Genomic DNA, 764 nt, shown 5'->3' with positions numbered 1-764 from the left:
TCGGGTACGCCCGTCTGTCCATGAGTCGCAGAACATCACCCGGGCCCCGACTGGCACGCCAGTACGGCCGACGTTCACACGAACGGGCGATCACGAACCGAGAGAAAGGGGACTTAACGTCCTCTCACGGGCCGGCGCGGCGGCCAGCCACCGGTAGAACCCGGACCGGGAAACCTCCAGCACCCGGCACAGCCGCTTCACCCCGAAGGCGTCTCGGTGGTCCTCAACGACCTGGAAGCGACTCATCACCAGTTCGTCTCCCCGGCGAAATACTTCGCCGCCCGGCGCAGGATGTCCCGCTCCAGCTCAAGCTCCCGTATCCGGGCCCTGAGCTGCTTGTTCTCTTGCTCCAACACGGTGTCGGAGCCTACCGGGGCGCCCGAACCAACAGCCCGAACGCTCTCGGCGCCCTCCCGCTGCCGGGCCCGATGGGCGCTGATCCAGTTCCTCAGGGTCTCGTGGTTGACCCCGAGATCATCGGCGACGGAGCGAATCGTGCCTCCCGGCTCCGCCAGGTACAGCGCCACGGCGTCCGCCTTGAACTCCGGCGAGTACACCTTCATCACCACAGGGGGACTCCTCTTCCTCTGGATCTCCGAGATCCAGTGTCCGGGGTGTCCACACATCGGGGGGAAGGCCCAAGGCCAGGTAGTTAACGTTTCCGCAGGTCACGCAAGGGAGTTGAAGGGTTCTCGCGGCTGGATGTGTATACGCCGGGGCCACATTTCCGGAGGTGGCCGTCCTGGGCCCAGCGGGAGAGCTGC

General features: G+C 66.0%; 1 pseudogene. It reads right to left on the bottom strand.

Annotation, left to right across the window (positions count from 1 at the left end):
• Positions 1-126 precede the first annotated feature (126 nt).
• A pseudogene (locus tag KS423_RS46575) lies at positions 127-569 on the bottom strand (transposase); the annotation flags it as partial.
• Positions 570-764: the final 195 nt, after the last annotated feature.

This window comes from Streptomyces sp. LS1784 (assembly GCF_020103755.1).
Lineage (GTDB): Bacteria > Actinomycetota > Actinomycetes > Streptomycetales > Streptomycetaceae > Kitasatospora.
Note: the sequence above shows the minus strand (reverse complement) of the source record. Positions and strands in the feature narration are given on the sequence as shown.